General features: G+C 33.9%; 28 protein-coding genes and 2 tRNA genes. 24 read left to right on the top strand and 6 right to left on the bottom strand.

The annotated features are described in order from the left end of the window. Positions 1-6 precede the first annotated feature (6 nt). The 6 genes from V9L05_RS18210 to V9L05_RS18185 form a co-directional block, all read right to left on the bottom strand. Entirely contained in the window at positions 7-1,692 is a 1,686-nt protein-coding gene (locus tag V9L05_RS18210) for a DUF262 domain-containing HNH endonuclease family protein (protein WP_338813279.1), read from the bottom strand. Further along, a complete protein-coding gene (locus tag V9L05_RS18205; RefSeq protein ID WP_338813278.1) occupies positions 1,689-2,945 on the bottom strand; it encodes a restriction endonuclease subunit S in 1,257 nt (418 codons plus the stop codon). Before V9L05_RS18205 ends, V9L05_RS18210 begins: the two co-directional genes overlap by 4 nt. Beyond that, on the bottom strand, positions 2,945-4,744 hold the full coding sequence (locus V9L05_RS18200; protein ID WP_338813277.1) for a class I SAM-dependent DNA methyltransferase: 1,800 nt from the start codon (positions 4,742-4,744) through the stop codon (positions 2,945-2,947). Before V9L05_RS18200 ends, V9L05_RS18205 begins: the two co-directional genes overlap by 1 nt. A gap of 322 nt (positions 4,745-5,066) precedes the next feature. Beyond that, positions 5,067-5,861: a cation transporter gene (locus V9L05_RS18195; RefSeq protein WP_338813276.1), complete on the bottom strand. Its 795-nt coding sequence runs from the start codon at positions 5,859-5,861 to the stop codon at positions 5,067-5,069. A 449-nt stretch (positions 5,862-6,310) separates the two neighbouring features. Beyond that, complete coding sequence (locus tag V9L05_RS18190) at positions 6,311-6,982, bottom strand: DUF4145 domain-containing protein (protein ID WP_338813275.1); 672 nt, start codon at positions 6,980-6,982, stop codon at positions 6,311-6,313. 214 nt (positions 6,983-7,196) lie between these two features. Continuing rightward, positions 7,197-7,619, bottom strand: a complete 423-nt coding sequence (locus tag V9L05_RS18185; protein ID WP_338813274.1) for a hypothetical protein — start codon at positions 7,617-7,619, stop codon at positions 7,197-7,199. 149 nt (positions 7,620-7,768) lie between these two features. Here V9L05_RS18185 and V9L05_RS18180 point away from each other — a divergent pair, with 149 nt between their 5' ends. From V9L05_RS18180 to V9L05_RS18065, 24 genes are all read left to right on the top strand, one after another. Beyond that, positions 7,769-8,266: a hypothetical protein gene (locus V9L05_RS18180; protein ID WP_338813273.1), complete on the top strand. Its 498-nt coding sequence runs from the start codon at positions 7,769-7,771 to the stop codon at positions 8,264-8,266. After that, positions 8,253-8,444 carry a hypothetical protein gene (locus V9L05_RS18175; protein ID WP_338813272.1) on the top strand — a complete coding sequence of 64 codons (192 nt, stop codon included), beginning with the start codon at positions 8,253-8,255 and terminating at the stop codon, positions 8,442-8,444. Before V9L05_RS18180 ends, V9L05_RS18175 begins: the two co-directional genes overlap by 14 nt. A 13-nt stretch (positions 8,445-8,457) precedes the next feature. Continuing rightward, positions 8,458-8,964 (top strand): hypothetical protein, encoded by a 507-nt coding sequence (locus V9L05_RS18170; protein WP_338813271.1) that lies wholly within the window; start codon positions 8,458-8,460, stop codon positions 8,962-8,964. Between the two features lie 209 nt (positions 8,965-9,173). After that, a complete protein-coding gene (locus V9L05_RS18165) occupies positions 9,174-9,404 on the top strand; it encodes a hypothetical protein (RefSeq protein ID WP_338813270.1) in 231 nt (76 codons plus the stop codon). 73 nt (positions 9,405-9,477) lie between these two features. Further along, positions 9,478-9,855 carry a hypothetical protein gene (locus V9L05_RS18160; RefSeq protein ID WP_338813269.1) on the top strand — a complete coding sequence of 126 codons (378 nt, stop codon included), beginning with the start codon at positions 9,478-9,480 and terminating at the stop codon, positions 9,853-9,855. Between the two features lie 85 nt (positions 9,856-9,940). Next, a tRNA-Arg gene (locus tag V9L05_RS18155) sits at positions 9,941-10,014 on the top strand. Positions 10,015-10,137: 123 nt separating this feature from the next. Further along, positions 10,138-10,211 (top strand) — tRNA-Met (locus V9L05_RS18150). A 38-nt stretch (positions 10,212-10,249) separates the two neighbouring features. Continuing rightward, entirely contained in the window at positions 10,250-10,534 is a 285-nt protein-coding gene (locus V9L05_RS18145) for a hypothetical protein (protein ID WP_338813268.1), read from the top strand. A gap of 127 nt (positions 10,535-10,661) precedes the next feature. After that, a complete protein-coding gene (locus tag V9L05_RS18140; RefSeq protein WP_338813267.1) occupies positions 10,662-10,952 on the top strand; it encodes a hypothetical protein in 291 nt (96 codons plus the stop codon). Then, complete coding sequence (locus tag V9L05_RS18135; protein ID WP_338813266.1) at positions 10,927-11,217, top strand: hypothetical protein; 291 nt, start codon at positions 10,927-10,929, stop codon at positions 11,215-11,217. The genes V9L05_RS18140 and V9L05_RS18135 overlap by 26 nt, the downstream gene beginning before the upstream one ends. 71 nt (positions 11,218-11,288) lie before the next feature. Next, a complete protein-coding gene (locus V9L05_RS18130) occupies positions 11,289-11,939 on the top strand; it encodes a hypothetical protein (protein ID WP_338813265.1) in 651 nt (216 codons plus the stop codon). Between the two features lie 142 nt (positions 11,940-12,081). Then, the gene (locus V9L05_RS18125; protein WP_338813264.1) at positions 12,082-12,624 is read left to right on the top strand and encodes a hypothetical protein; all 543 of its coding nucleotides are present in this window, start codon (positions 12,082-12,084) and stop codon (positions 12,622-12,624) included. Positions 12,625-12,646: 22 nt separating this feature from the next. Continuing rightward, positions 12,647-13,567, top strand: coding sequence for a PD-(D/E)XK nuclease-like domain-containing protein (locus V9L05_RS18120; RefSeq protein WP_338813262.1), 921 nt, complete (start codon positions 12,647-12,649; stop codon positions 13,565-13,567). 67 nt (positions 13,568-13,634) lie between these two features. Further along, a complete protein-coding gene (locus V9L05_RS18115; protein ID WP_338813261.1) occupies positions 13,635-13,937 on the top strand; it encodes a hypothetical protein in 303 nt (100 codons plus the stop codon). 100 nt (positions 13,938-14,037) lie between these two features. Then, a complete protein-coding gene (locus V9L05_RS18110; protein WP_338813260.1) occupies positions 14,038-14,961 on the top strand; it encodes a hypothetical protein in 924 nt (307 codons plus the stop codon). 292 nt (positions 14,962-15,253) lie between these two features. Next, positions 15,254-15,988 (top strand): hypothetical protein, encoded by a 735-nt coding sequence (locus V9L05_RS18105; RefSeq protein WP_338813258.1) that lies wholly within the window; start codon positions 15,254-15,256, stop codon positions 15,986-15,988. 337 nt (positions 15,989-16,325) lie between these two features. Further along, positions 16,326-16,769, top strand: a complete 444-nt coding sequence (locus V9L05_RS18100) for a hypothetical protein (protein WP_338813256.1) — start codon at positions 16,326-16,328, stop codon at positions 16,767-16,769. Positions 16,770-16,846: 77 nt separating this feature from the next. Beyond that, positions 16,847-17,119, top strand: coding sequence for a hypothetical protein (locus V9L05_RS18095; protein WP_338813254.1), 273 nt, complete (start codon positions 16,847-16,849; stop codon positions 17,117-17,119). A gap of 53 nt (positions 17,120-17,172) precedes the next feature. Further along, positions 17,173-17,856: a hypothetical protein gene (locus V9L05_RS18090; protein ID WP_338813253.1), complete on the top strand. Its 684-nt coding sequence runs from the start codon at positions 17,173-17,175 to the stop codon at positions 17,854-17,856. An 81-nt stretch (positions 17,857-17,937) separates the two neighbouring features. After that, the gene (locus V9L05_RS18085; protein ID WP_338813252.1) at positions 17,938-18,588 is read left to right on the top strand and encodes a hypothetical protein; all 651 of its coding nucleotides are present in this window, start codon (positions 17,938-17,940) and stop codon (positions 18,586-18,588) included. Between the two features lie 97 nt (positions 18,589-18,685). Next, on the top strand, positions 18,686-19,324 hold the full coding sequence (locus tag V9L05_RS18080; protein ID WP_338813251.1) for a hypothetical protein: 639 nt from the start codon (positions 18,686-18,688) through the stop codon (positions 19,322-19,324). A gap of 38 nt (positions 19,325-19,362) precedes the next feature. Then, complete coding sequence (locus tag V9L05_RS18075) at positions 19,363-19,869, top strand: hypothetical protein (RefSeq protein ID WP_338813250.1); 507 nt, start codon at positions 19,363-19,365, stop codon at positions 19,867-19,869. An 11-nt stretch (positions 19,870-19,880) separates the two neighbouring features. Then, positions 19,881-20,540, top strand: a complete 660-nt coding sequence (locus tag V9L05_RS18070; RefSeq protein ID WP_338813249.1) for a hypothetical protein — start codon at positions 19,881-19,883, stop codon at positions 20,538-20,540. A gap of 34 nt (positions 20,541-20,574) precedes the next feature. Further along, the gene (locus V9L05_RS18065) at positions 20,575-21,204 is read left to right on the top strand and encodes a hypothetical protein (protein ID WP_338813246.1); all 630 of its coding nucleotides are present in this window, start codon (positions 20,575-20,577) and stop codon (positions 21,202-21,204) included. The last annotated feature ends 15 nt before the right edge of the window (positions 21,205-21,219 follow it).

The raw sequence follows: 21,219 nt of genomic DNA, 5'->3' as shown, positions 1-21,219 counted from the left end.
GATATTTTATTGATAATCTACTCTCCAAGTTTTAACTGCTTGGTCTGATAGCCAATCTTGATATTTGTCAACATCTTCCAATGTCCATGTTTGATACTTAGCTACTTCACTAGCTAAACGATACGGACTATCTAAATAAACTCTTTGTTTATCCACAAAGCTTGATCGTTTGAGTTCGTCACGGTCTAGTAGAACCATATTGCCTAGTCTATCAGAAACATCATTAACCCCAACTCCAAAAGCTTCAATCCATTCTTGCTCTGGATTGTAAGGACAAATATGCTCTAAAGTAACAGCTAAGTAGTCAATATTTCTTCCAGACGATTTTTCTATTTGGGTAAGTAAAAATCGTATTTTTTTTGAAGATTTTCTACTGGGCATTTTATAGAATGAAAATATTTTTTTAAAATAATCATCATTAGGATATAATTCTTTAAATTCGTTGCTATCCTTTACTTTACTAGCTCTTTTTATACTACCATTTGAAATATTTTGAGCAATTGTATTGTACCTCTTCTCTTGTTCACTTGCAGAATGATTGCAAATCACGTTATACCTAATTGAAAGCACATAAAGATATTTAGCTGTTTTTACAAACTCTTCAGGTGTAAATTTTTGATAAGCAGCTAATAAAACAATATTTGGTTGTTTAATGCCAAATAATTTGAAAGATTCTAAATATGGCTTTACTTCTATATATTTTTGATCAATAGATTTCCACCATTCTTCATGATGATTAAGTAATGATGTATATAAAGCAGCATTTTTAGATAAACTATTCAAATAGCTTGATGCTTCTTGTGGTGTCTGATATTTTTCTCTAACCTTCTTAAATAAATCTTTTTTTGTTACAAATTCGTGTTCTGAATTAAATAAATGTCTTATAAAATCTGTGAAATTCTTTTCGCCAAGTTGAGAAATAACACTACTCCATTTTTCATCTAATTCATCTAGTTCTGAGTCTGTGACAAATCCTGTTTGAGCAATCGTAGAAAAAATGTAATTCTTTATTAAATCTGGTGTAGACAACATAACACCTCTAGCATTAAGGGTTTCAAATACTTTATAAGCATTTATACTATCTTGAACAACTATTTTAGTGAATACCAAAGATGATGTAAAATATTCTATATTTTCTGCGATAGCTAATCCATTATCTAACTCTATTTTTGAAACCAAAAACTCAAAAGCTTTTCTTATATAATTATTACTTACTGTGATCTGCGTTGGGTTTGATGGTTTTAGATTATCACATATATCTTTAAAATATGTTTTATTATTTCTATTTAGAGTTAATCTACTATCAACACTTAGTGTGATTAAACTTTTAACGCCAATATATCGCTTACTTATTACCTCTAAACGTTCTTCATTATCTTCTTTATCTTCGTCATTCTCAATGAAAGATTTAAGTTTAGACATATAAGCTAGAATCAACAATGTAAGGGTAACCATACGTTGCTGACCGTCAATTATTTCGTATTGATTTTTTTCTTTTTGCTGCAATACAATATAGCCCATATAGTGTGAACCTTCTTGCTCTAGTTCTCTTATATCATTCCATAAGTCTTCCCATTGTTCTTGCTCCCAAGAATAATCTCTTTGAAAACGAGGAACTAAATAGCGAGTGTTGCTACTCATTAAGTCAGCAAAGGTTTGACTACTAGGCTCTATATTCATTTGAGTACTCATATTACTTTTATTTTACCTGTTACCACCTCACTTATTAGAGTGGTGCGATATTCAGTTAGTAGTTTAATATATTTTTTTGCTTTAGCTATTTTGGAATCTATTCTTGCTGATTCTTTTTCTATGTGTTGGACAATTTGGGTTTGTTCCTCAAGTGTTTTAGGAATAACCAATGGAAGAGATTTAATATTATCCTTATTTAATTTTGGTTGGGCAGAAGAAAGAGCTAAATTCCTAAGTTTAGAATTTATTACACTTGAGTTCAGATAGTAAGAAATATACTCTGTATTTATGCTTACTCGAATTAAAAACATGTTAGGACCTAAAGTATGTTTACCTTCTAGATTTGGCATCAATACCACTAGACCTGCGTACGCTCCAACATTTGCTAATAAAATTTCACCACCATATAGTTCAGATTTGCTGAGAAAGTTATGAGAATGTTCAGAAACGTAAATACCATCATTCTTCAAGTTAACTCTTAAATCTGTTAGACGAACAAGTCTAGAATATCCTGAAGTTTCATACTTTACATTTTTAGCAAGAGAAGCAAAAGATCCGTTTGCTGTATAATCAGTTAAAACATCAATAATATGTCTAAATTGCTTAACCTCCCAATGCTCAGGAATATCCCCCAACCACTCAATACCACTATTTTTTAGCTTTACATCAGGATTAATACCTTTGGTAACTGCTTGGTTAATGATGCCTGTTTTTTCTTCTTGATAGAGTTTGATTAACTGTTTTTTTTCTGATATGAGTTGGTCTAAGTCAGACGTTTTTTTGTCTAGATAATTGGCTATTGCTGTTTGTTCTTTTTTTGTTGGTGGAGCTGAAAAATAAATTTCTTTTAACTGCTCTTGATTCATACTCGGAACTGCTGATCCATATTTATAGAAATCAAAATTTATCGTATTGCTTAAATAAAAGAGATATTTCGTATCAGTATTCTCTTTAGAAATTGTAAAGTATGCCGTATCAACAGCCCAAAATGGCTTATCAATAAACATTGGCTTATCAATAGTTCCTTTTCTTCCTAGAATAACTGAGGGTTTATCAAATAAAAAAGTATTGGCTCTACCAAATTCGCCTCCTGTTCCAATTATTGGATATTGTCCATCTTCATCCCACACATTTTTATGATCTCTACCATTTCCGATTAATGTTAGGTATTTCAATTTCTTAATTTCCCAATGCTCAGGAATCTCACCAATCCATTCTATACCACTGTCTTTGTAATTTTCGTATTTTTCCATTAATCTAGTATAGTTTTTTGGTTTTCTAAAGATGTTTTTTCCAAAGCCAAAATGGCTGCTTTAATTTCTTCTAAAGGACGAAGTGGTTTAAACTCATAGAAGTATTTAGTAAAGTTAATTTCATAACCTTCTTTAGTTTTTGCTTCATCTATCCACGCTTCTGGTAAATGTGGTGCTACTTCTCTAGTAAAATATTCTTTTATGGTTTGTGGGACTAGACTACCGTCTTTTTCTTTTTTAAGAAATGGTATGTTTTCGTAATCTCTTAATTTAGAATCAGCTTTGGGTTTGCTCTTAGTTTTTATCACTTTGCCATTTTCGTCTTTTTCAGGCTGCTCAACAGTAACTCGCCAATACCCAAAGTAATCATTAGGTACTATTTTAGAAAACTCGTTTTCCTCAAAATTACCATACAATTGACTTATAAAGCCAATGCCTTTAGTAGTTCCATTTTCAGGAATTTGTTTTCTTTTATTCCCTAAACTTCTATCCATTTTTTTCCAAAAACGGTTCACTTCCAGTTCCCCTTCTTTAATAAGCTCTTCATCTTTAGCACCTGTAGCGTTGATAAGTTGTACTTTACCTTTTCTTTCTTCCGCTTTTTTGTTATCTATAATCCATATATAAGTGGAAATACCTGTATTATAAAACAGTTGGTCTGGTAGTGCCACAATAGCTTCTAACCAGTCATTTTCAATAATCCATTTGCGTATCTCACTTTCTCCACTTCCAGCAGAACCAGAAAATAAAGGAGAGCCATTAAAAACAACTGCAATGCGAGTTCCAGTCGATTTCATTTTAGAAATCATGTGTTGCAAAAACAAAAAAGAACCATCGTTAATTCGTGGAAGTCCAGCACCAAAACGCCCTTGCATTCCTTTGTTTTCGTATTCTGCCTTGATTATTTTTTGAGCCTTTTTCCAATCTACTCCAAAGGGTGGATTAGATAGCATATAATCAAATTGTTCATCTTCTAAACCATCAATGGTAAAGGTGTTTCCAAACTTAATATTACTTGGATTTTGTCCTTTGATTAGCATATCTGATTTACAGATAGCATAAGATTCAGGATTTATTTCTTGTCCAAATACTTTTAAATCAGCATTTGGGTTAAACTCTTTTACATGCTGCTCTCCAACAGAAAGCATTCCTCCTGTTCCACAAGCTGGGTCATAGAGTGTTTTTACAATTCCTTCTTTGGTTAAAATATCACTATCATCATTAAATAGCATATTTACCATTAGCTTAATCACTTCACGAGGTGTAAAGTGTTCTCCTGCCGTTTCGTTGGATTGCTCTGCAAAACGTCTAATTAAATCTTCAAAGACATATCCCATTTCCATTGAACCCATATCTTTAAGGTCAATTTCTTGGAAAGCTTTGACAACACGAAACAGAATATCTGCTTTTGGGTCGTCCATTCTATCAATCTGATCATCAAAATTGAAGTATTCAATAATCTCACGAGCAGAGATCGAAAAACCATTAATGTAATTTCTTAGGTTGGCAGCAACATTATTTGCATCTGCTACAATTTTATCAAAATCAAATTGACTACGGTTATGAAAATTTAATCCAGCAGTAGCATTTAGAACTTTGTCTTTAGCAGTTTCACTACTATCTTTTACTTTAGATAAAGTATCTAATACTTTTTGTTTGTTGGGAGCTAATACACAGTCTAATCGTCTGAGAACCGTCATTGGTAAAATTACCTTTCCATAATCAGAACGCTTATAATCGCCTCTAAGTAGATTAGCTACTTCCCATATTTTATCTGCTTTTTCTTTGAAGCTATTCATTATTGTCTATTAGTAATTTGGATATATTCACACTTAAAATCTCAGCAATCTTATATTTAAAAATGTTGCTATTTTGTAGAAGGCTTTTAAAGTAGTATTACTACGCCTCCAAATCACTAAGCAATAAACAAATTTATGGAGTGCTACGCAAATTATTTTTGATATAAAAAAATACCAACTTTTTTTGAGTTGGTGGTTTTGGTATTTTTATTAGTATTTGCCAACGACGTTTAGTATATAGCAAGTAGGGGAGTAGAAAGTACTGAACTTTCGTAAACCACCGAACGCCCTATTTGCTATATACCATGTTGTAACCAGTTTTTCATTTTCCAAGTTTTAAGATCCTAATTGCCCCTTGTACAACTAAAACAAAAACAATGGTACCAATTATTAAATCAGGTAGGTTTGAGTTTAGCCAATTAACTAAAAGTCCAGCGAAAATGACTCCAAGGTTTATGATTATATCATTAGAAGTGAATATCATACTTGCTTTCATATGGGCTTCTTCTTTGCTTTTCGACATTTGAAGTAAATACAAACAAATTCCGTTTGCGATAAGTGCAAAAATCGAAACGATAATCATAGTCCAAAAATCGGGAAGTTTCTCTACTCCATAAAACCTTCTTAAAACTTCTATGAATCCGATAATTGCGAGGGTTATTTGAAAGTATCCAGCAATTTTGGCTATTCGTTTTTTTCTAATCAGCGTTCCACCGACTGCAAAAAGACTGATTCCATATACAAATGAGTCAGCAAGCATATCTAAACTATCTGCAACAAGTCCCATTGATTTTGAGATTATTCCTGTTGTCATTTCTATAAGGAAAAAAGCAAAGTTTATTGCAAGGACGCTCCAGAGTAATTTTCGCTGGTTTGCAGTTTCTTTAAATTTCGTTTGGTCAGTTTGTTCTGACGATATTTTCTTACCGCCCAAATTCAATTCAAGAACTGACTTTTCGATTTGGTCAATTTCTCCGTTATGAAAAACGGTCAGTTTTCGGTTTGGTATATCAAAATCCAAATTCGCAATACTTGAAATTCCATCCAGTTTCATTCGGATAAGGTTTTCTTCTGAGGGACAGTCCATTTTAGTGATCTCAAATATTGTTTTGTTCATTTGCGATTTTTTTAGTCTTATTGGCTATAACGAAGCAGGGATTTACGAAGTTATAAAATTTCCCTCCCTAAGGTCGGAATTTTATAACTTCGTAAATCTCGTGTTGGGTGAAGGTGTCGTAGCGTAGCGAAGGCATTTCACTCCCAACTTGTTTATAAACGCAACTGCGTTCAATTATTTTCAAAAACTTGCGTATATCCCCAAAAAAGAGAAACAAACACAATTTTATCTCTTGTCCTTTTTACTTAATGTCAAAAACCACCCAAAAATGACAACTATTTCAAAAATAATTTACAACTAACTGACTATCAATAAAATAAATTTTAAAACAGATTTAAAGATTATTAATATTTGTTAAGGATAATGCAGGATATAAAAAGCGTGCATTCCTAACACTTATCTTTGTTATCATTTGTGTTTTTCTACTAATGGTTCTCGGCTTGGTAAGTTTATGTAGCATTATTATTTCCTTTATCTTTTAGTTTTTTGAGTCGTTGAAGTAGGTTTTCATATTGGTATACAGCTTTTAAAATTTCCTTTGCAAATTCTAATGAAACTTCAATTTCTTCTTTACCAATTTCGCTAAAGGTTTGTGCTTCTATATGAGCAGCGTCATTTCCAAGAAGTCTCAATTCATTCATTCCATCCAATAACTCTTGTGGTATCAAAATTTTTCCAGCTAAGTTCTGTAGTTTTTTAAAAAGATTAGCTCCTTCAGATCCTCTTTCAATACATATCTCTTCAAGAGTCTTGCGAATCATTATTGCAGAAGCAATGAAACAAGAATTTGAGTGACACTTAATAGCCTCTTCAAAAGCATTCAAAACTCTGTCTGGAATATTCTCTTTGTCAAATGGTATTGTTTCACTTGGTGAAGTAAGCAATACATTACTGTTGTCGTCAGAAATGAAAAATAAATGTCCTTGACATTTTTCATTCGGACATTTTCTAATTCCTAAATAATTTACAGGATATTCAGTATTGTTATTCTGATATCGAGTCCAAGTATATACATCTTTAAGTCCAACTTGCAAAAAAACACCTTGGTGTCCACAATGAGGGCAACGTGTCGCAATATTTGTCGTTTTGTTACTCCCTATTCTATCTAAAGTTATTTTCATATATTACTGTTCTTAATAATGCCACCTAACTTATTTATAAACGCAACTTTATTCAAGTTTTTTTAAACTTGTATTTCTACTTAATGCAAAAAAACACCAAGACATGGTAAAGAAATCAAAAAGCTCTAATGTTAAATCACAGCACTTCTTAAAAGTATAACTATTGATATAATATAAACATAGGGTTTTTACTAATTTATTGAAGTTAGGGTTTTTACTTACTCATAGCTTTATCTAAAAGCCCTTTAAAGTATTCAACCTGTTCTTTCAAAGATTCATTTTCCCTTTTCAGAAAATCAATCTCCATATCCTTAGAAGATTCAGAACCAGAGCTACTATTTAAATTTCCCTGTGTTTGATTTACGTTCTCAAGATTTTTGGATTTACTTATTGTGTTGTTATTTGAGTTGATTTTGACATTCTCTTTTAGCATTTCACCTTCTCCAGTTAAAAGCCAAGTAGGATTTATATCTAAACTATTGTTTAACACTCTAGTAAATATACTCTCTCCTAAATCAGCTTCTCTACGAAGTTGTGTTTTTAAATATCCATTAGACAAACCCACATCCTTCTCATATCTAGTATGAGGAATATCTTTATACTCTAAATAAGAAAACAAGCGATTTATAGCCTTCATAAAAAATAGTCTATAAAATTGTAGTTTATTTTTTACAAATAGTTGTATTTGTAGAAAATTGTTTATATGTTTGTATTACCAATTCAAACGTAGCACAACACAAAACTACAAAAAGTTTTAGTGTAGTGCATAATGTACAATACAAATTTATGCAGCACTCCACAACAATCAGTAAGATTAAGCGTAGAAAACGCCAGCCAAATAAGCGATCCGAACATTTATGTATCACTTGCACGACTACTTTTAAAAAAAGTATGGAAGTAATTGCCTTTCTGCAAGGACACAAAAATGTAACAGATTTTATCAAGTCTCTTTTGGTAAATCCTGTACTTCCTAACTCAGCTCCTGCACCTCCTGCTAAAGATATTCCTTCCAAAAGACAGCACTTCTCAAAACAGAAAGGCAGCGCAGAAGATGATAAATCCCAAATTCGTTTTTACGTGTCGAAAGAAGAACGTCAGACTATCGACGAACTGACTGAAAGGGCAGAATACAAATACTACGCTGATTTTCTATTGAGTCAGATTGTGCCTGTTGTGGAAGCCAATCAAAAAATCATTGATGCCTATTTGGATTTTACAGAATTGGCGCAACAACAAACAATATCTTCCAATCCAAAAACACCAATTATTCATGACAGCAAATAGATATCGATTTCTTGAAAAGGAGGTCAATCGGTTAAGCACTGACATTTACCGACGCACCAATAACGGTCAATCTTGCAAAAAAGAAGAAGACCTTTTAAACAGCTACAAAGCTGAATTAAAAGCAGCAAGAGACAAGATAGACCGAGAGTTGAAAAAACAGAAACTTCAAAACACCTAAAAATTTTACGACTATGAAGGAATTCAACACAAATTTGATTCAAGATTATCTCAAAGAGCTACATGGGGAAGAGATAGAAATTGTATCTATTGACCCAAGTACAACCAATGTATATTCAAAATACAAAAGAGGTAATAATCCTGATGAATGCTACATACTAATCAATCATTTTGATTTAATGGCTTTCATCTACTCAAAAATGGAATTTCAAGAAACGGAAGCTCCGACTACTCTAGAGTTTAGAATTGATGGACAAGCAATTAAGGAAATGGTTTCAGAGTCACATGAGAAATTTCTAGAACTGCCTTTTGAGAGCCAAGAGTTTCAAGAAGCTTGGAAAGACTTTTTGAATTCTAGAATTGAGATGGCTGGCTCTATAAGTCTTGAAAAAACTGAAAAGATACTTAAGAGACTAAGCAAATGGGAAGAAAGAGATGCTATTGATTCTCTTGAGAAAAGTACAATTCACGGATGGTCAGATGTCTATCCTGTAAGCTATCCTGCAAAGAAAAACACCTAAAAAAAATCACCAAACTACCTATATGCTAACTAAAACACTCACTCAAACCGACTGGCTTGCTCTGTCCGATGTAGGACTGGCAACCTTCCTTTTCGGAATGCTTCTCATACTCTTTGCCATTGCCTTACTGGAATGGTGTGAGGTAAGAGCCAAAATTAAATCAACAACCAAATTTATCTATCACTCAACTTTTAAATATCACAACCCAAATGAGAGCAAACCCATATAACAACCCAACTCCTGCAAGAAAGCAACTTGCTAATGTCCGAGTAATAGCAAAAGACTTCAATTCAGACTATGCGATTATCTGCTTTGACAACGATGATGAAGCCGTTCTTCACACCAAAGCCAAAGCACGAGCAAGAATGGATTTTGGCAGCCAACTAGATGCTCAACAGCTAGAATATCAGATTCTAAGTAGAGAGACTTTAAAAGTCTAATCTCTCAATCTCATCAACAATCACCAAATTTTACCTAAAAAATCAATTCCAAAACAATCAAATAATTAAACAAATGGAAACAGAACCACAAGAATATAGAATCAAAAAGACAGACACGCTTTTTCAATTCTATGAAGAACTAGAAGCAGAAATGAATGAATGTTACTTTTCTTCGGATGATCAAGAAAACGAGAAGCGCACAAGCGAAAATATGTACACTCAACTCTTTGATGACCATTTGGCGAATAATATAAAAGAGTCGCCTAGTGACGATTTGCTGAGGGAAATTCACACCATCTGTAAAGACCCTCAAATAAATAGATTAGTAGAAGTTCAGATAGAGAAAATCATCCGAGAGGAACTCTTGAGAAGAAAAGAAGAAGCTAGACTCAAAGTGATCGAAGTGTATCACAGAATCCAACAGCCTACTCAAACGGAGCAGGTAGCATAAGAAAAAGGGGAGATACTGGGAGAGCAGGGTATCAAACCAAATTTTCCATCTAAATCAAAGGATGGTGAAAGAACTGCTCTTTTATACGCCACTAGCTCAATGGATAAGAGTATTGGTCTTCTAAACCAAAGGTTACAGGTTCGAGTCCTGTGTGGCGTACGTCTGCTTTTGTACGTTTGGCAATGTGACGACATAAATTAAACGGACAAATCCTGCTGATGAATAAGCAATAGTCTTAGTACTAACTATTGAATCGGTTAGATTCCGATGCAGGATTTTTAAGGGTCTTTAACTCAGTTGGTTAGAGTACAACACTCATAATGTTGAAGTCGCAGGTTCGAGTCCTGCAAGACCCACAAAAAACAATTTATTTACTCAATTAAAAAACTGAATAATGAAAGTCATCATAATCAACACCTCCACAGGACAATATTCACTTCCATTGGACTTGGTAGCAAAACACAGGGCTAATTACTATGTAGGAGAGGCTAATAGAGAGTCTAAAGAATACGCTGATGAAGTAGCTTACGCTATGAAAGACTCTTACGAAGGAATTGACTGGATTATAAATAACTCTGACTGGAGTGATTGGGAAGAAAGCGCAACTAAAATCAATGACGAAGTAAAATTGACAGAAGAGTTTTGGACTTGTTCTGATGACTTTGAAATTACTAGTTAAAAAAACTCAACTATTCAACCAAAAAAACAATGAAAAAGCATTTATCAAGATTATTCAACTTAGCAGCATATCGCATAATCTGTTTTTGGATACTCACTAAAATCTTCATCTCTAACCTATTACGCAAATGAACGAGCTAATCAACAACCCCATCAAGAAGTCAAAAGAACAAGTATTTACTTTTCTCTCAAGACTCAAGTCTGAAACAGGCTACCTAGAAATCAAATTTGATTTTACAGAATCAAAATTTAGAAAACTATCTGACCAAGAAGAAGGAGAGGAAGATCAAATCCTAAGTAGTCACTATAGCATACTTACTATGGTAGAAAAACTAAAGACGGAAATAAAAGAGCTAACAGGACAAGAAACTCACATTGCAGAATTTTCAATTTATGAAACACCATCAAAATCAGAATAAAATTACTCGTTGGGTACTCATCCGACATTATTGGAAGGCAATGAATAGATGGTTTCCAGTTTGGATAAGCTACCAAGAGATGAATGAAAACTCCTTCCCTCCAGCTACCGAATTTGAAAAAGAACGCTTCGGATGTTGCATCAAAACCAACCAAATAATGGCGTATGAAGAGGAAGTTTCAGACCGTTCCACAGGCTTTCAAGTCGCTTATTTAGTGCTTGAAAAAGAAGCAAAAAAAGAGCAGAAAGAAAGCCAATTATCGTAACCAATAGCACACGTTATCGTGTACAGTACTATAAAAAATATAAAACAAATAAATTAAAATATTCTTTAATTATGAAAAGTTCAATTATAAAAATAAAACAATATACTTTTTTAAATCCTTGGGAAATAGAGTATCAAATCGGAAAAGAGTATTTCGTTATGGCAATCGAAAAAGAAGAGCTAAGACAAATATTTGGAAGTGAATATCTAAATGGCGAATACGAAACTCCTCAAGACTTTTTAGAAACCGATGAAGATGTTGAAAAACTCATCACGTGGTTTCATACAGACTGGGAACACAAAGACCATATCGAACCAATGGACTTGCAATTTAGTAAGCTCTACAAGCCAAAAAAGAAGCAAGCAAAAGAGGTTACTTTCAAAACCAACTTAAAGCAAATTGGAAATACACCTGCAACGATTGAGATGACAAATCCTGCTTATGTACAGGCTATCGTAGAAAGATTGGAGCGAATGGAAAGAGAGGTTCAGAAATTAAAAGCAGAGAATAAACGAAAAGACGACATTCTTCTGACAACAAAAATGATTGAAATGAACTATCAAATTTCTGCAAAAACGATCAATCAAGCTAGAGTACACAATAGAATTGTAGGCAGAAAGATAAATGGAAAAGAGTGGGGATATGAAAGACGAGAAGTAGAAAGATACTTGGAAAATAGCAAAGGCTATTTCAAGAATCCACCACAACAATATGTATCGTAAAAATCAAAGAGGGTGAAGTCTATAAATACTTAGATGGGCTGTTGGTGGTGTCTAGCCAACTGGAGGTTCGAATCCTTCCATCCTCTCAAAACTAAAATCAGTTTTAATTCAATTTTTATCAATTCAACTTTATTTCAAAACTATGGACAATCAAGAATTAGAAACAACAGAAACAGCAGTATCAACAGAAGTGCAACAAGAGCAAGCAACTGAAAGCATACTTCCTACCACTAATATTTCAATGGAAGCAAGAAGTGTAGACGACATTGCAAATGATTTACTCGAACTCAAATCACAACGTTTAGACGTAGCTACTCGCTCTTGGTCACCATTGAATGTTGGAGAAAAGAAGATGATGCTTTTTTTAGGAGGAGGGGTAGCAAAAATGCCAAGTAAAGACGATCCTTCAGTTACAGTCAATGTACCTTATGTAGAATTCTTAGAAGCCTACAAAGACACAGATGAAAAACCTTCACTTCGTAAATGGCGCATGACAACGACTCGTATTACAAACATGTTTCTACAAATGGAAGGAAACAAAGAGGAAGGCTTCACAAGCCTAAGCTACAAATATGCTACTCAAACAGGATGGGAGATTGAATTTATAGGACTTGTTCCCTCAAAGAAGAATGCAGATCGCAAAATTATGGACTTTGCCATCCGAGTACCTCAAGCTAGTAAGTAGAACCTTTTAAAACTCTTTATTTATGACATCTACACCTTTAACTCAAGTAGCTTCCCCACAGGAAGCTGCTTATCTAAAACACCAAATAGGCGAAAAGAATGGAAAGCCTGTATTCCGACTAGAGAAAAATTATGATGCTGTTCCTGCCATTCGCAATTCAGCTCTTAGTTACCTTGCCAAATCTCCGATGCACTATAAAGCATTTGTAGATGGCGAGTACAAACTAGACACAAAGCCTCTTTATATCGGTCAGCTTCTACATCTTGCTGTGCTTGAACCTCATAAAGCACATTGGGAAATGAAAATTCCTAGAAAGGGAAAAGGTATAGATGCTCGTATTAGAGAACAAGAAGAAGAAGCACAGAAAAATGGAATCTACCTCTTCAATGAGGCTGAAATGAGGATGATAGATGGTATTTTAAATACTGTTTATAAGACCCCTGAATTAATCAAAATCATCAAAGAATGCCAAGTAGAAAAATCACTCTATTGGAAATATAGAGGTCTACAATGCAAAGGCAAACTAGACTTACTTAAAAAGCACGATTATATAGCAGATTTGAAATTTGTAATCGATGCAAGACCTAGTGAATTTATTAGGAAAGCAGGTCGCAATTATGATTACGACAGACAGATGGCATTCTATAGACTTGGTGCAAGAATGTGTGGATTAGCAAAAGGACATATTGATTGTTTCTTTATCGCCATTGAAAAATCAGCTCCTTATCCAATCAGTATTATTGAAGTAACAGAATCGACTCTTAAACGAGGCGAAGAGAAATATGAAAAACTCTTTGACACTTACTTTGAAACAATTGCAAAAGGCGAATATCCTGCTTATCCATTGTTTACAAAATGGGAAACACATCAAGCTGAGCAAGTACCATTGATTGAAAACACAAAGACTTTTTCATTTGAAAACTTCCTACAACTCGCTCAATAAAAAGCACTTACAGGAGCAGTAGTTGATGGAGTAGTAATAAATTATACACCTTAAAAATAACAAAAAAATGGACATAGAAAAAATAGGAAAAACTCAACTTGAATTATCTAGCAAATTTTGGAGAAAAAGAGAACAGTCTCCATTAGCTTATACCAATGAAGATACAGTCTTATATATGGCATTGGTTTACGAGTTTGGACGAAATAATTGCAACAACCCTGTAAAGCTATCCGACAGACATTTGGATAATTTGACTAGCCTAGGAACAATTCCTATAAGTCAATCAAGAAATAATCTAAAAAACAACAATCTTATCTCTTTTAAAGAGTCTGATGGAGGTATTGAATATACCATATGCCTTGGACACTAAATAAACAACTACTCTTCACTCAATTAATTACTAATAGATAGCAACAATTTAGATGGACAATAAACGAAACATACACAGTTATATCAACCATTTTTGGCAAATGAGACGAAGCACCTTCTTTACTTCTTTAGAGTCAGATTTGTACTATGCTTTATTGCATGAGGCAAATACTCGCAGGTGGAAAGAAACCTTCTCCATTTCCAACGGGTGGCTTACAGCTAAGATAGGAACGTCTGAACCTTCCCTTATCCGTGCTAGAAATAAGCTCAAGCAATGTGGATTGATAGACTTTGTAAGTGGCAAAACAAAAAGGCAACCTTCTAAATATCGTCTTATTCCTGTGGATAACCACTCAAATAACTTTAGTAGTGATGTTAGTGCAAACGACGAGGGCTTAAATGATTTTAGTAGTGATGTTAGTAGAAACATTAGTACAAACGACGACTACTTAAATAATTTTAGTAGTGATATTAGCCAAAGCGTTAGTAGTAACGTTAGCCCAAGCGTTCGACAAGTAAAGAGTAAAGATATAAGATATAAGAATAAAGATAATACAAATACTCATGAGGATTTTTCAAAAAATAATTTTGAAGAAGAAAATTCTAAAAATGAAAATTTCGAAAAACCGACGGAAGAGAAAATTTCCAAACCTCCAGCAGAGACAGAAATTTCCCCTTCCAAAAAAGTTGCGCCAAAAAAGGTTTCCCAAAAAACGCAGGAGGCGAAGGTCGATGCCTTGGAATTGCCTTTTGAAAGCGAGGAGTTCCGAGAAAACTGGCTTGGCTTCCGACAAGTCCGAAAGGAAATGAGGAAACCTGTCACACCGACGGCAGCCAAAATGATTTTCAAAAAGCTAAAACCCTTTGGTGAAAAAATAGCTATAAAAGCCCTTGAGGACAGCATAAGCAACAATTGGCAGGGTGTATTCCCTAAAAATGATGATCAAGAGCGAAGTTACTCAGCACCAAAAAATAATTTAAAACCACCAAAAATAGACTTGAGAAATGCAGACTACACCCTCTAATTTGCAGGTTAAAAAGCCGAATCCATCGCTCATCGGAAGAGCTTTCGATATGGATTGGTTCTGCAAAGTAGCCTCTCAAATTATCGGCAGGAGCTACGAAATTGATGAAGATAACCTTCAAGCTGTCAAGCTCTTATGGGATTATTTTTTCAATCCTAGAAAGTTTGACAATGAGAATCCAAACTATGCTTCAGGCAAAGGCTGGCTTGTCATCGGCAATCCAGGCACAGGCAAAACTGACCTGCTTAAAACTTTTCAAAAAATCGTTCAGCAGTACCAAAAAATAAGGTTTTTGAGTATCAAGCTATGGGATATTGCTGGAAATTACCAAGCCAAAGGCGATGCAGGAATACACCACGACAGGCGAAACTGGCTTTTTGACGAACTGGGTTTGGAAAGATGCCGAGAGGTCAAGCATTACGGACAACCTGTGGACATTGACGATGAGATTATCAGAACTCGCTATGAATTTTTCTTGGCAGGTTCAATTACTCACTTCACAAGCAATTTGGACAAAAAAATGCTTGAAGAACGCTACGATGTGAGAGCAAATAGCCGATTGAGTCAAATGTGTAATATCCTAATCCTAGCAGGAAAAGACCGTAGGGTAACAGCACGACCACGCAGAGAGGAAGACGAAATTGTCATAGAAAATACCCAAGAGCAGATTGAAAAAACAAGGAAAGAGACCTTGAAGTACATCCAAATTGCCAAAGAAACACAAGTTTTCCCTCCCAGTGAATACACATTAGCAATTTGGTATGACACGCTAGAGGCAGAACAAAAATTAGAAATTTCAAAGCAGCAGCGTTGGGAGCAGCTCTTGATGGCAAGACAGCAAATCTATCAGCAAAACAATGTCGGTAGAGTCAAAATTTTATTCCATTCACAAGGCAAAACCAAGGAGTGGGAAGACTTTCAAACAAGACACAAAGAGCGAGTTCAAATTAAGGAAAATTTGTTCGAACGGCTGTCTATCACGAAAGCAAAAGCTAATTCTATCAAAAAATATTACCTAGAAAGCTAAAATTATGACCACCAACGAACGAACGCAAGAAAAACAAGGGTTTATAACCCTGATAAAATTGAAGCCTTATTTGACCCTATTTTCTACACCATCACAAATGAAGAAGTAGAGGTAGAAGGAAGTTTTGAAGGAATAGAAAATGAATATTTCATTGAATCAGCAGGAGTCAAAATTCTACTCAAAGAAGCTGTCAATACGATGTTGGCAAAGTCAAAATTGGCGAAAGATTTTATTGGACTTTTTGAAAGAAACTCGCAAATGAGAATCTATCAAAAGAGCTATTTTAAAAATCGTAGAAAGATGGATTTGGCAAACTCAAAAAAGGCAGAAAATACAAATGACAATTTTATCGAAGTCTGCCGTCCGACTTACAAGGTACTCAAGAAATTTAATCAAGACTAAAATAAACAATCACCAATTACCCAAACAAGTTATGCAAAATCAAAAACCACAACCAAAAGACTTTGGCTATGTAGAAGGCACTATCGAAGAAGAAGCTGGATGGATGCTAGAAGAAGGGGAGGAAGAGTATCACAAAGCTCTTCAAAGATGGAATTTCACTCAAGAGGAGAATAAAGAAGACATTCTTGAAAGAATTACGGTAAGTGCTGACGTGACAATAAAATGCACTTGTTACTGTCCTCATTGTAGAAAAAATAATGAAGTATTGCAAGAGGTAGGAGAATGTTTAGACAGCTCTTTTTATGCTGAAGATATACAAGTGGAAATTATTTGCAAGCACTGTAATGAAATGTTTTATATAGACAGGGTTTCTCAATAGTCATTTCAATTTTTATCATATCAAATCACCCAAATTCATCTAATCAAGATTAAAATCACCAAAAAAAACCTAAAAAAATGAACACATCAATCATCAACTCCATAGAGCAAAAAAGTCCAACTAGCTATGAAGTAAAATTACAAGGAGAGTATAAAACCTATGTAGTTTCCACTACTTACTCACCAAGCATAGCAAGTAAAAAAGCAGGAGATACAATCTGTTATACCAAGAAAGGAAAGTTTATCAATGTCATTTCTTTCAAAGACATAGCCATAGGCATTGCTTCAGATATTTTGAAAGAAGTGACAGAAACAGCTTTTAAAATCATTCTTAAAAAGATTTTTAAATAAACGTATTTCAAATCAAACCAAATTTATTTTATCACTATCAAATTTTCAATTTTATGTTAGCTAGAGAACTAAAAACTCGCTTTAAAAAGAAAACCAATGAGTTCATCTTTTTTATCCAGGCGCAAACCATCAAAGGAAATTCATACACCTGTCAAATTACCAATGAGGAGGATATGAAAAAATTCAAACGATTCTGTGAGGATCTAATGCCACTTATTTTGGCAGATAATCAGTTTCCACAACTGCCCTTTGAGAACGATTCCTTAATCGTTGGTATAAAGTTTAGCGAAGGAAAAGACAGAGAAACACAAGAGCTTATTCAGCTTGTCCAATTTACCATCAATTATCATGTGGATGATAAATCTGTCAATGGAAAGACTGTTCCAAACACTATCAAAATCCCACTTATCAATCGTGATTACAATGAGCTGCCTGACCAAATGGTAAGAATGATTGAAAACTTAAAAAAGTTTTTGAGTTCCATTGCAGAGAAGTCGTGTAAAAGTGAGTATCGTCAAGGGACTATTTTTGACAATAACGACTACAAAGTCGAAATCAAAACCTCTAATTCTCCTTTTGATGAAGTAGAAAAAGCTACTCAAGAAATTACAGGTTCGGCAGCTCCCCAAGAGCAAATTGAAGGAATGAAAGCAGCAGCAAACGAAAGAGTGAAAGAACGCCAAGCTGAAGCTGAGAAGTTGGGAGTTCCTGTTGAAATTAGAGAGGAGGAGCTTTAATATGAAAACTTACCATTGCCAAGCCATCAATACTTGGCGATGGTAGATTTAAAAAACAATCACCAAATAAACCTAAAAACTATGTTCAAATCATTGATAAGCAAAAACACAACACAAGCCAAAATAGAACAAACAGAAGGCTACTTAATCCTTCCTATTGTAATAGGAATATTGAAAGGTGTTTTGAAAAATGACATCATAGCCTCATCTCCAAAATTGATGATGGCAGTAGAGAAGGTTATTAAAGAGATGGAAAATGATAAGAAAATCGCTCATCGTGTTGCTCACTTGGATGATGAATTTTTATCAAATGGAGAAGCAAAAAAATGGTCAAAAACGATAACTCAATCTATTAGAGAATTATCAAAAAAAGGGATCAAAGAAATTGTGTTGCTTCTAAATCCGAAAGATACAAACATTCCTCTTACAGATGATGAGTATGCCTCTATCGTAAATCAAGCTTACACAGTCTATCTATTCTGCCCTACCAAAAAGCAGATAGAAATTTACAGAAAGCAAATTGAAAGTTTTGATGAGTATGTGGAGGATGGTAGAATAATTCTTATCCACTCACAAGATTTAGATTTTTTCTTACAAATACCAAGTGTAGGTTATTTCTATTCCCCAAAAGAGGTTCAGTTATCTAGTGTGAATAATCAAAAAAGACTTACTACAACTGCTGAAGCGCAACGAGTGATTGAGCAGAACTTGCCGAGTATTCGACTTGTCTAAAAGACCTTAAACTCATTGAAAATCAATTTTTACACACTCAATTTTATACAACTGAAATATGAACTTTACATATAGCAATTTCCCAATTATAAAATTTATGGAATCTGATAAAGGTTGGGATTCCTTTTTAGATAACTGCTTTTATTTTACTAATTCTTTTTTAGAAAATTCCCTAGTTGTTTTTGATGACAAAAATGGCTTAGAAACTATATATAAAAATGTAAATGATTTTAGAGGTATTTTTTTAACTAAAATGGACGGTACTCATTTGGAGATGGTTATCGATTGTTTTAGAATAAATGAAAAACTTGTGTTCCATTATAAGTTTTATGGAGAAGGGACTTTGTTTGCAGGTGGAGAATTTATTATTCTTCCAATTGAAGCAGAGATAAAGTTATCCTCAACTGTTAAATTAACTGTAAATGAGATTGAGATTATAAAAGGCGTGATGGCTTTAATATTCTTTTATCAAAACGCAGAGATAAAAACTGATGAGGTTTCTAAAAGCTCTAAACAATCTAATTCAAAAACTAATCATTTTACTGAATTTAAAACTGATGTGAAAATTTTGAATAATAATTGGTTTACTACTGTAATAAATAATAATGCTTTTAATGTTAAAGGTCATTTAGCTTGGAGAGCTTGTGGTAAAGGAAAGCAAGATAGAAAGCTAGTCTGGATTGATGAGTTTTCTAAGACAGGGTATGTGAGAAAAGCAGGGGTTTTAAATAAATAAAAATCAAATTCAAAAACACCAAATTACCTAAAAACAAAATGAAAACAAATCAAGAAAATTTCAAAATCGTAGATATTAACGATTTAGCTGATATATGTGGATTCTTCAATGGAGAAACACCTGTTAATAATGGATATGGTTGTAATCATCCAGACGTGGAAGACTCAGAAATTGTAAGAATAGTAGATGGAGAGGAATTTAGAGTTGGTAATGAAGAACTTAGATATAAGATTCTAAAAGTAGCCTTACGCAAAAAATATGGTAGTTACCAAAATATTGAAAAGGCATTAGCGACTGAGGAAGGAAAACTATACGCAGGAAAAATTAGAAATGAATTATGTTATGATGATTCATTTATTGAGAAATTTGGATGCAAGATTATAGGTAAATGCTACTCGTTCAGTTGCCCAATCGCTAATAGGTGTGATGTACAGGATTTAAGAGAATACGAATCAGATTTTCTTTCAGATTATGAAGATGAGGAGGGCGACTATCGTACAGACTTTATGCTTGTAACCGACCCTGAACTTATTGAAAAGCTATAAAATCAACACTTATGAAAACACCAAAACCAAGACACAAAACTAAAATAGATGGTGTAGGGTCTCAATCTTACTCAAGAGTAAAAAAACAGACTACTACTGTCAATTTCACACCATCTACATTCATTGACCTGCCAAGAATTATAGATGAATCTATTAGAATTGCTCTTGTAGAAATGAATCATCGTATTTCTAAACGTATGCTTGACTTCTTCTATGGAAAGACTTACAAAGAGTTGAAAAACAAACCTAGATTGATGTTTATTCTTACCGAACGCTTAAAGGAGATGAGTATAAAGCTAGATAAGTTCAAACAAGCAGAAACAGAGCTTGAAACTTACGGAGCTAAGATGATCAGAAATTCAAAATATAATTCAGTTGAAAAACTCATAAGTTTCTACCAAGGCTTCGCAACACAACTCTATGAATTTATCAAAACAAATAAAGAAATTAAACAGGAAGACATCGCCCTGGTAGTAGAGTGTAAATGCTGTAAAAAGTATCTGAATCTACACGCTATCAAAGAGTTTATCAATTACGATTCGTACCGTAAAATTCAATATTTGATTGACAAAAAGAATTGCCATATCAAAATAGTAAACCGAAGAGAAACAAAGAGAAAATTTGGCAGGTGCAAGGCGCACATTCAAACTATACAACATACTTTATTTTAATCATCAAATTACCCACTATAACCCACTATTCATTATGAGCCATAACTTATCACTAACTCAAGCAAAAATAGACCTAATTAGCGAAATATTAAGCAACCTCAAGTCAGTAGAATACGAAGATAACCCAACAAAAACCTACTTGGAAGGAAGAGAAACAGAAAATGACAGGTGTGCTGTTCTTCTCCAACAAAAGAAGATGGCTCTACTTGATTTAAGCTACCAAGAGAAGACAAGAGGACTAGAACGTTTTCCACTTCTATTTGCTAAACACTTCCCACAAAGTCATAAAAAAGCAGGAAAAGAAACCAATTTTGCTAGAAAAATACGAACAGGGCAAAAGATACATACACTTCGTAGAGACTATGCGTATTGGTCAGCTGCCGTTCGAAAGGTGCAAGATGGAGAAGGATATATTTCACTAACCGAATGGGAGCAGAACAAAACAGAAACCCAATCGGAGATTCTATTTTTAGATGCTGCTTGTAAGATTGGTTTGCAGAAAGTTCGTTACAGCAACGGCAAGTTTTATTTGAATAGAGTACGATTATGTGTAGATCAACTTGCTGAAAATGATGGAATGCTAACGAGTGATTTTTTACGGTTTTTCAAGACTTATGGGCATTCTGAACTGGCATTGATACATTTTACTGAGTTTAGATATTAAAAACAAACTCAAAAT

This window comes from Bernardetia sp. Wsw4-3y2, assembly GCF_037126295.1.
Taxonomy (GTDB): Bacteria; Bacteroidota; Bacteroidia; order Cytophagales; family Bernardetiaceae; genus Bernardetia.
This window is presented reverse-complemented; position numbering and strand designations above follow the sequence as displayed.

What these genes read in the sequence shown, in the direction of transcription:
- V9L05_RS18210 (WP_338813279.1), bottom strand. Translation starts at nt 1,692, where the DNA reads ATGAGTACTCAAATGAATATAGAGCCTAGTAGTCAAACCTTTGCTGAC.
- V9L05_RS18205 (WP_338813278.1), bottom strand. Translation starts at nt 2,945, where the DNA reads ATGGAAAAATACGAAAATTACAAAGACAGTGGTATAGAATGGATTGGT.
- V9L05_RS18200 (WP_338813277.1), bottom strand. Translation starts at nt 4,744, where the DNA reads ATGAATAGCTTCAAAGAAAAAGCAGATAAAATATGGGAAGTAGCTAAT.
- V9L05_RS18195 (WP_338813276.1), bottom strand. Translation starts at nt 5,861, where the DNA reads ATGAACAAAACAATATTTGAGATCACTAAAATGGACTGTCCCTCAGAA.
- V9L05_RS18190 (WP_338813275.1), bottom strand. Translation starts at nt 6,982, where the DNA reads ATGAAAATAACTTTAGATAGAATAGGGAGTAACAAAACGACAAATATT.
- V9L05_RS18185 (WP_338813274.1), bottom strand. Translation starts at nt 7,619, where the DNA reads ATGAAGGCTATAAATCGCTTGTTTTCTTATTTAGAGTATAAAGATATT.
- V9L05_RS18180 (WP_338813273.1), top strand. Translation starts at nt 7,769, where the DNA reads ATGCAGCACTCCACAACAATCAGTAAGATTAAGCGTAGAAAACGCCAG.
- V9L05_RS18175 (WP_338813272.1), top strand. Translation starts at nt 8,253, where the DNA reads ATGACAGCAAATAGATATCGATTTCTTGAAAAGGAGGTCAATCGGTTA.
- V9L05_RS18170 (WP_338813271.1), top strand. Translation starts at nt 8,458, where the DNA reads ATGAAGGAATTCAACACAAATTTGATTCAAGATTATCTCAAAGAGCTA.
- V9L05_RS18165 (WP_338813270.1), top strand. Translation starts at nt 9,174, where the DNA reads ATGAGAGCAAACCCATATAACAACCCAACTCCTGCAAGAAAGCAACTT.
- V9L05_RS18160 (WP_338813269.1), top strand. Translation starts at nt 9,478, where the DNA reads ATGGAAACAGAACCACAAGAATATAGAATCAAAAAGACAGACACGCTT.
- V9L05_RS18145 (WP_338813268.1), top strand. Translation starts at nt 10,250, where the DNA reads ATGAAAGTCATCATAATCAACACCTCCACAGGACAATATTCACTTCCA.
- V9L05_RS18140 (WP_338813267.1), top strand. Translation starts at nt 10,662, where the DNA reads ATGAACGAGCTAATCAACAACCCCATCAAGAAGTCAAAAGAACAAGTA.
- V9L05_RS18135 (WP_338813266.1), top strand. Translation starts at nt 10,927, where the DNA reads ATGAAACACCATCAAAATCAGAATAAAATTACTCGTTGGGTACTCATC.
- V9L05_RS18130 (WP_338813265.1), top strand. Translation starts at nt 11,289, where the DNA reads ATGAAAAGTTCAATTATAAAAATAAAACAATATACTTTTTTAAATCCT.
- V9L05_RS18125 (WP_338813264.1), top strand. Translation starts at nt 12,082, where the DNA reads ATGGACAATCAAGAATTAGAAACAACAGAAACAGCAGTATCAACAGAA.
- V9L05_RS18120 (WP_338813262.1), top strand. Translation starts at nt 12,647, where the DNA reads ATGACATCTACACCTTTAACTCAAGTAGCTTCCCCACAGGAAGCTGCT.
- V9L05_RS18115 (WP_338813261.1), top strand. Translation starts at nt 13,635, where the DNA reads ATGGACATAGAAAAAATAGGAAAAACTCAACTTGAATTATCTAGCAAA.
- V9L05_RS18110 (WP_338813260.1), top strand. Translation starts at nt 14,038, where the DNA reads ATGAGACGAAGCACCTTCTTTACTTCTTTAGAGTCAGATTTGTACTAT.
- V9L05_RS18100 (WP_338813256.1), top strand. Translation starts at nt 16,326, where the DNA reads ATGACAATTTTATCGAAGTCTGCCGTCCGACTTACAAGGTACTCAAGA.
- V9L05_RS18095 (WP_338813254.1), top strand. Translation starts at nt 16,847, where the DNA reads ATGAACACATCAATCATCAACTCCATAGAGCAAAAAAGTCCAACTAGC.
- V9L05_RS18090 (WP_338813253.1), top strand. Translation starts at nt 17,173, where the DNA reads ATGTTAGCTAGAGAACTAAAAACTCGCTTTAAAAAGAAAACCAATGAG.
- V9L05_RS18085 (WP_338813252.1), top strand. Translation starts at nt 17,938, where the DNA reads ATGTTCAAATCATTGATAAGCAAAAACACAACACAAGCCAAAATAGAA.
- V9L05_RS18080 (WP_338813251.1), top strand. Translation starts at nt 18,686, where the DNA reads ATGGAATCTGATAAAGGTTGGGATTCCTTTTTAGATAACTGCTTTTAT.
- V9L05_RS18075 (WP_338813250.1), top strand. Translation starts at nt 19,363, where the DNA reads ATGAAAACAAATCAAGAAAATTTCAAAATCGTAGATATTAACGATTTA.
- V9L05_RS18070 (WP_338813249.1), top strand. Translation starts at nt 19,881, where the DNA reads ATGAAAACACCAAAACCAAGACACAAAACTAAAATAGATGGTGTAGGG.
- V9L05_RS18065 (WP_338813246.1), top strand. Translation starts at nt 20,575, where the DNA reads ATGAGCCATAACTTATCACTAACTCAAGCAAAAATAGACCTAATTAGC.